We start from the raw sequence: 5,635 nt of genomic DNA on the forward strand, positions 1-5,635 counted from the left end.
CCGATGATATGCCCACACCGCATAGGCGATGATTTCGCGGGGAAAACGGAAGCCCTTCAGCCGCGGCAATGAGGTCGGTATGATCATGGTAGCGCGCTATCCGAGAAGGACAACGCGATCAACTTGGCAATGCCCTTTGTCGTGGTTTTCCCATGGTCCAGCAAAGCCATCTATGAAGTCTATGCTCTCCCATTTCGACAGGATCTTATTGGAAAATGGAATCAAGTAGTGTTTTAGGACTTCGTGTTTTGCGAGACTTTGCTCTCTTCCTTCGTACCAGAGCGCTTCCTTCATGTCAGTTATGTCAGTGCATGTGCTTCGGGATAGGCACGTCAGAATTGCCGGGTTTCCGGGTCCGCCATCCAATATCCCTCATGGTTGTTCAATCCGTGGATCCACAGTTCGTGCTGACGCGGGGTATAGCGGGGCACGTGTCAACCCTCTTCGTCACATCGTTGAGCGCTCTCCCAAGTTTGAGAATGAAGAAATGGTATCCACAGCAATTCGCTGAACTGGCAGGCTAAACTGCCCACCAATTTCAATGGTGCTTAGCCATCCAAAAAGTTTGCGACAGAGCCATCAATGGGTCCTGAGACTAAACATTCAGATAGTAATCACGTATCCATCCAACTGGGCCAAATCCTTTCCTGGATCTATTTCCCCAGCGTTTAATATCCTTGGCGACAAGGTCAACAGGATTAGGCGTGCCATGAAATACGAGTATTGAACAAGAATTGCTTGGGCGCTTTGGTTTAAATAGAAGTCCCAATGGGAATATAAAGACGCAATGCCGACGAAAACTCTTAATATAACATTCAGGCCAGAATGTTTTTCGGTAAGCAAATCGATTTATAAAAGTTTGATCGTTGTTTGCAAACGCCCAAGACTTCTCCTTGATCATCTGAAATATGTCGAAAATATGGTGCTGCTCACCCGCAAAAAAACCAAAAACTGAAGAGTTGCTACCTCGATCGCGCCTAAATTTCAGAGGCAAAAGTCGCTCCGATAACATCGGTGTCCACTCACGAATGATCCACAATCCACGATGCTTTTGTACTCTTTCAATCAACGGAAAGAGCGAATTAAGTATCATAACATCCAGATCAAGAAACAGAACCAAATCTTCATCATCAAACATTCCACGGCGAAAAATCTCTAGCTTCGGCCAACAGCCTCCACGATTAACAAACTCACCGAAACTGTCTAGTTCCAAGATTTTGACTTCTATCTCGTTGTGAATTCCATCAGAATCATCTGTAATACACACAAAATCGAAATCACACGACACATTCCCCCTAACCTTTTGATACAATGTGTTGACATCTTGTGGGGAGTACAAATCTCCCCACTTGCAGCAACAAACTTTTACTTTGGACATGGCAGCTCCAGATGACTTGTTGATGGCAAGGTCACCTGATCTTGCCTGCCCATCAAGCTGGGTGTGTCAACCAGCGGAATGCTACGGTCTCGTAAGGCTCGAAATGTGGGTGGGTCGAGCTTTGAATGGCCGTATCCTGATCCGAAGCCCCAGTTTTTAAGCATCGCGGTCAGTCCTGTCGAGCCGTTTTTTGTTTGCTTTAGCTGTTAGGTTTGCTGTCAAGCACATGACGGTGGTGCTCGCAGTCGGCGGATGGTGGTGAGAATGGCGAGGACCATAGCACCAGTCATCGCGATCTCGGCCAGTTGGAAGGTAATGGTGCGGGTGTGACGCACAACCCGGGCACCGATTTTGATGAGTTTGAGCTGCAGGCTCGTCAGCGACCAGTTGGCCATGGCTTCGGGCAGTTCAATGCAGCTCAGAAAGGTGCCTAGATTGTAGGTCAGCGCGTGCAATTGCAGCCGCACCTCATTGTCGTGGAACCGCTTGATCCTGGTCTGCGATGGTCGTCCCACCGGCCGGGTCAGACGGTGCGCGATTTTTTCTCTTAGCACGGCATTAGCGGGCAGCCGGATCGCGTAGAAATAACCCGCTTCCTCAAGGCGTTCATAGACCATGGGAATGGCGAAGGCAGCATCGGCCCTGAAAAAGCGCATGAGGTCACGTCTGGCATAACGGGCGATCACCGGGTCCAGGATTTCTCGCCAGCGATCTGCGCTCTGGACATTTCCGCTGCGCAGGGCGCAGCGTTCGAGCATCCCGAACTGGTTGAACAGAAACAACGGGTGGTAACACTTGCAGTTGAAATGGCCATTCCAGGCCGCGCCTTCCTGCTCACCGTGGGTGGGGCTGACCGAACTGTCCATATCCAGAACGATGTACTTCAATGCGTTGCGGTCATGAAAGCGGTCGATCCATTCGCCGCTCAGATCGGCAAGCGCGGTCCGATTCTCGGGAAGGGCCAGCGTCTCGGTCTCAAACCGTCCATCTGCGAGGCCGAGGCCGCCTGCGTCACGACAGCCCTGCCGCCCACAACCTGACGCATGACAGGATCAAGGGCTAGACGGTCGGCGTCATTGACATCCTCGTATCCAGCCAGACGCCCGAACACCGATTGCCGGAACAGTCCGTCGAGCCGATGGGCGGTGTTCTAGCCGCGACGGATATCGCAAAGCGCCGCTGCTGCCAGATCAGATAGCTCGAGCGCGTCATCCAACTCACGTATCACCAGCAGACCCCCATCCGAACTGAGTTGCGTCCCCTGAAACTCCAGCCGCACGCGACGGTCAAAATCGATCCGATCTGCCCGGTCTGGAGCCGCACCCTCTGGGTGATCCATTTAAACCTCCCTTTGCAGACATCAACGCTCTGATTTATAAAAATATCAATAACAAGATAGTAAAATCAGGAAGCCACTTGGGGAATGCGGGATAATGATCCTCCCCCGTGAATTTGGTCCGCCGTTATGTTTAGGAAAACGGAGGGTATACGATTGGAAACAAGCGACACAGGTCGGAGGAAATTGTCACGAAGCTACGGCAGGTTGAGGTGCTTGTCGAACATCCATCGCAAGGAACCACGCAGCAAGCCCATGATAAAACACATTCGCTGCCGCAACGCGATCCGCTCTGCCATCCGTGCTTGTGTCGAGCATATGCTCGGTTACGAGAAAGGACTCATGGCGTTCACCATCCGATCAATCGATCACGTTCGCGCCGCAGGCTGCATGACCATGGCCAACCTGAGCTACAGTTTCCACCGTCTCGTGCTCTATGAACGAAGACAGGCGATGGCCTGACGCCGTCCAAAATCAGGAAATGGCCGCTTGTGCACCGCAAATCCGGCCTGAACACCGTTCAGCGACTGCCTGCAACGCAAGACGGACACCAACCGATCACTGTTGCATCAACGTGCCGAAAAATTCTGTGTTAATGAGAGATGTCCAGCTGCTGAAAGCGCTTCCGATAAAGATGCTTACATGATCCACCCTAACAACCAAGATGAAACACAGATCAGTCTTCAAGGGAACCTTTGAAATTCAGGTTTTGAGCCAGACGTTGGAGGTTGAGAGCGATCATTATGGTCACGTTCACCAACCTGACAAGGTTTTGCGTTGCTCGATTTAACCTTGGGGTTATCTGCGGGCAGGCTCTGCTTTGGCTCGAGAGGAAATCCCAGTTATCGGAATGCCGGGCTTTTCTTATTGAGGTGCTGATGTGATTGAGGATTGGAATGGCGCGAGTTGATAAATTTATGAATGCAGTTTTTCACTGATATCAAAAATATGTTTCATCGGGCTTACATTGCGATTTTTCGACGCCTTGGAAATGTAGATGAGGGAAGTAAATGAAGTCCATTTTTTTTGAGGCGGTCGAGACAGGTTACACCAACACCCGTGGCGGGCGGATGACCAAGTATAAAGGGATGGTTGCGAGCTACGCACCGTCTGATCCTCACCCGGTTTTGTCTCTTTCATCTATTTCGAGAAGTATCTCCAACCTAATCTTGGGGTGTGGGATCGCTATTGGTTGCGTTACAAATGCTCTTTCAGGGACATGTACAGCAATATCCGAGGATGTTTACGAATGTAGTGGTGAGGCAGATCCCGACGGGAGCGATCCTGGGTTAAAAGTTGCCACGACAAATGGGGTTACGGTAGCGACTCTCCCTGGTTTTGGGGTGGATACGTCGGATGTTTCATTAATAGATGCCTTCACTCTTACCGCAAGTGGTGGAAACATTACATTCATAGATGGAAACACATCTACCATCATAGGAGGATATGCGGGGAACGCTATCGATGCACGACAATATGGTGATGGTACGATAACTATAACAACAAACGGTGTTGCAATTGGCAACCGTAACGGTGTTTTTGCAGGGTTTGTAGGACATGAAGGTTATGGTTCAATTGAAATTTCCGCAACAGGGGCTGTATCTGGCGAGTTGAATGGAATTTTTGCAAGACACTACGGTAGTGGTTCAATTGGTATCTCGGCAGTTAATTCGACTGGTGGCAATTATGGCGTGGTTTCTTTTTTGTACGGTGATGGTTCAATTAACATAAACGCAACTAACGTGAGCGGTATTTCTGAGGATGGTATTTTTGTGCATCATCATGGTAATGGCTCAATATCGATTAAGACTGCCGGACTAGTCTTGGCGGGCGATAACGGAATTGAAGTTCTCCATGATGGCGAAGGCGAGATTGAAATTTTTGCTCAAGATATAGATGCTGATTCAGATGGAATAAATGTTTCTCTTAATTCTAACGACAGCAGATCAAATATAACGAATACAACGATTGATGTGGATAATGTGGTTTCTGGTGATGACGGTGTTTCTGTTCATAATTTAGGCAATGGATCGATTTCAATTTCAGTTAACGATATAATGGCCAACGATCAGGGTATTGTTTCTGTGCATCGCGGTAATGGCTCAGTTTCAGTTACTGCCAATGATGTGCTGTCTGATAGTGATGGGGTTTTCGTCCGACATTATGGTGATGGACAAATTGATATTAGCACAAATAATGTGAAAACGGATGATGATGGAATATTTGTGATAGCAAATAGTACCTATAATACGGCGAACATCTCAATTAAATCGAACAGTACATTTGGCGGTGGGGATGGTGATGGCGTTTTTGCTCGCCATGACGGTATCGGCGCAATAGAAATAGTAACAAGCGTTGTCACGGGGGGGGATTACGGCATTTCTGCTCGTATTTCGAATGAACAAAATGCTGCTAATATAGTAGTCACAACCAATCAAGTGGCTGGTGGCGATAATGGTGTTGGTGTCCGCCACGAAGGTTTGGGCTCTATAAGTGTAACCGCCGGTGAAGTGACTGGCGGTGATGACGGAATCACTGCACGCGTATACAATGACGAGAGTGTTGGAGATATTGCAGTTGCAGCAACCACTGTTGCCGGCAATGGCGATGATGGCATTGATGTCCGCCACGAAGGTTTGGGCTCCATAAGTGTAACCGCCGGTGAAGTGACTGGCGGTGATGACGGAATCACTGCACGCGTATACAATGACGAGAGTGTTGGAGATATTGCAGTTGTAGCAACCACTGTTGCCGGCAATGGCGATGATGGTATTGATGTCCGTCATTATGGGAATGGTGTGATTGGTATTTCCACGACTGGCATTGTTGTGGGTGGCGATAACGGCATTACTGCGCGTCACGCGGGTCTTGGTTTGGTTTCGATTGTGTCTGAGGGTTCAGTTGCTGGTGAGTCTGGTGCT

Annotated in this window: 3 protein-coding genes and 2 pseudogenes; 2 read left to right on the plus strand and 3 right to left on the minus strand. The window is 49.1% G+C overall.

Translation table 11 applies throughout. The features are described 5' to 3' along the window. From ACR0DT_RS24670 to ACR0DT_RS24680, 3 genes and pseudogenes are all read right to left on the minus strand, one after another. Positions 1 to 87: pseudogene (locus ACR0DT_RS24670) on the minus strand (IS6 family transposase); the annotation flags it as partial. Between the two features lie 508 nt (positions 88 to 595). After that, a complete protein-coding gene (locus tag ACR0DT_RS24675; protein WP_480713293.1) occupies positions 596 to 1,378 on the minus strand; it encodes a hypothetical protein in 783 nt (260 codons plus the stop codon). A 218-nt stretch (positions 1,379 to 1,596) separates the two neighbouring features. Next, positions 1,597 to 2,717 (minus strand): annotated as a pseudogene (locus tag ACR0DT_RS24680) (IS1380 family transposase). A gap of 252 nt (positions 2,718 to 2,969) precedes the next feature. On the opposite strand from ACR0DT_RS24680, the gene ACR0DT_RS24685 reads away from it, so the two are divergent. Further along, the gene (locus ACR0DT_RS24685) at positions 2,970 to 3,176 is read left to right on the plus strand and encodes a hypothetical protein (protein WP_480713294.1); all 207 of its coding nucleotides are present in this window, start codon (positions 2,970 to 2,972) and stop codon (positions 3,174 to 3,176) included. A gap of 548 nt (positions 3,177 to 3,724) precedes the next feature. Further along, a partial coding sequence (locus ACR0DT_RS24690) for a beta strand repeat-containing protein (RefSeq protein WP_480713295.1) occupies positions 3,725 to 5,635 on the plus strand: 1,911 nt, incomplete at its 3' end.

The sequence above is a fragment of the Ruegeria sp. BI11 genome (genome assembly GCF_056538005.1).

Bases quoted from the DNA above. Each gene is read 5' to 3' on its own strand.
- ACR0DT_RS24675 (WP_480713293.1), bottom strand. From the start codon at position 1,378: ATGTCCAAAGTAAAAGTTTGTTGCTGCAAGTGGGGAGATTTGTACTCC.
- ACR0DT_RS24685 (WP_480713294.1), top strand. From the start codon at position 2,970: ATGATAAAACACATTCGCTGCCGCAACGCGATCCGCTCTGCCATCCGT.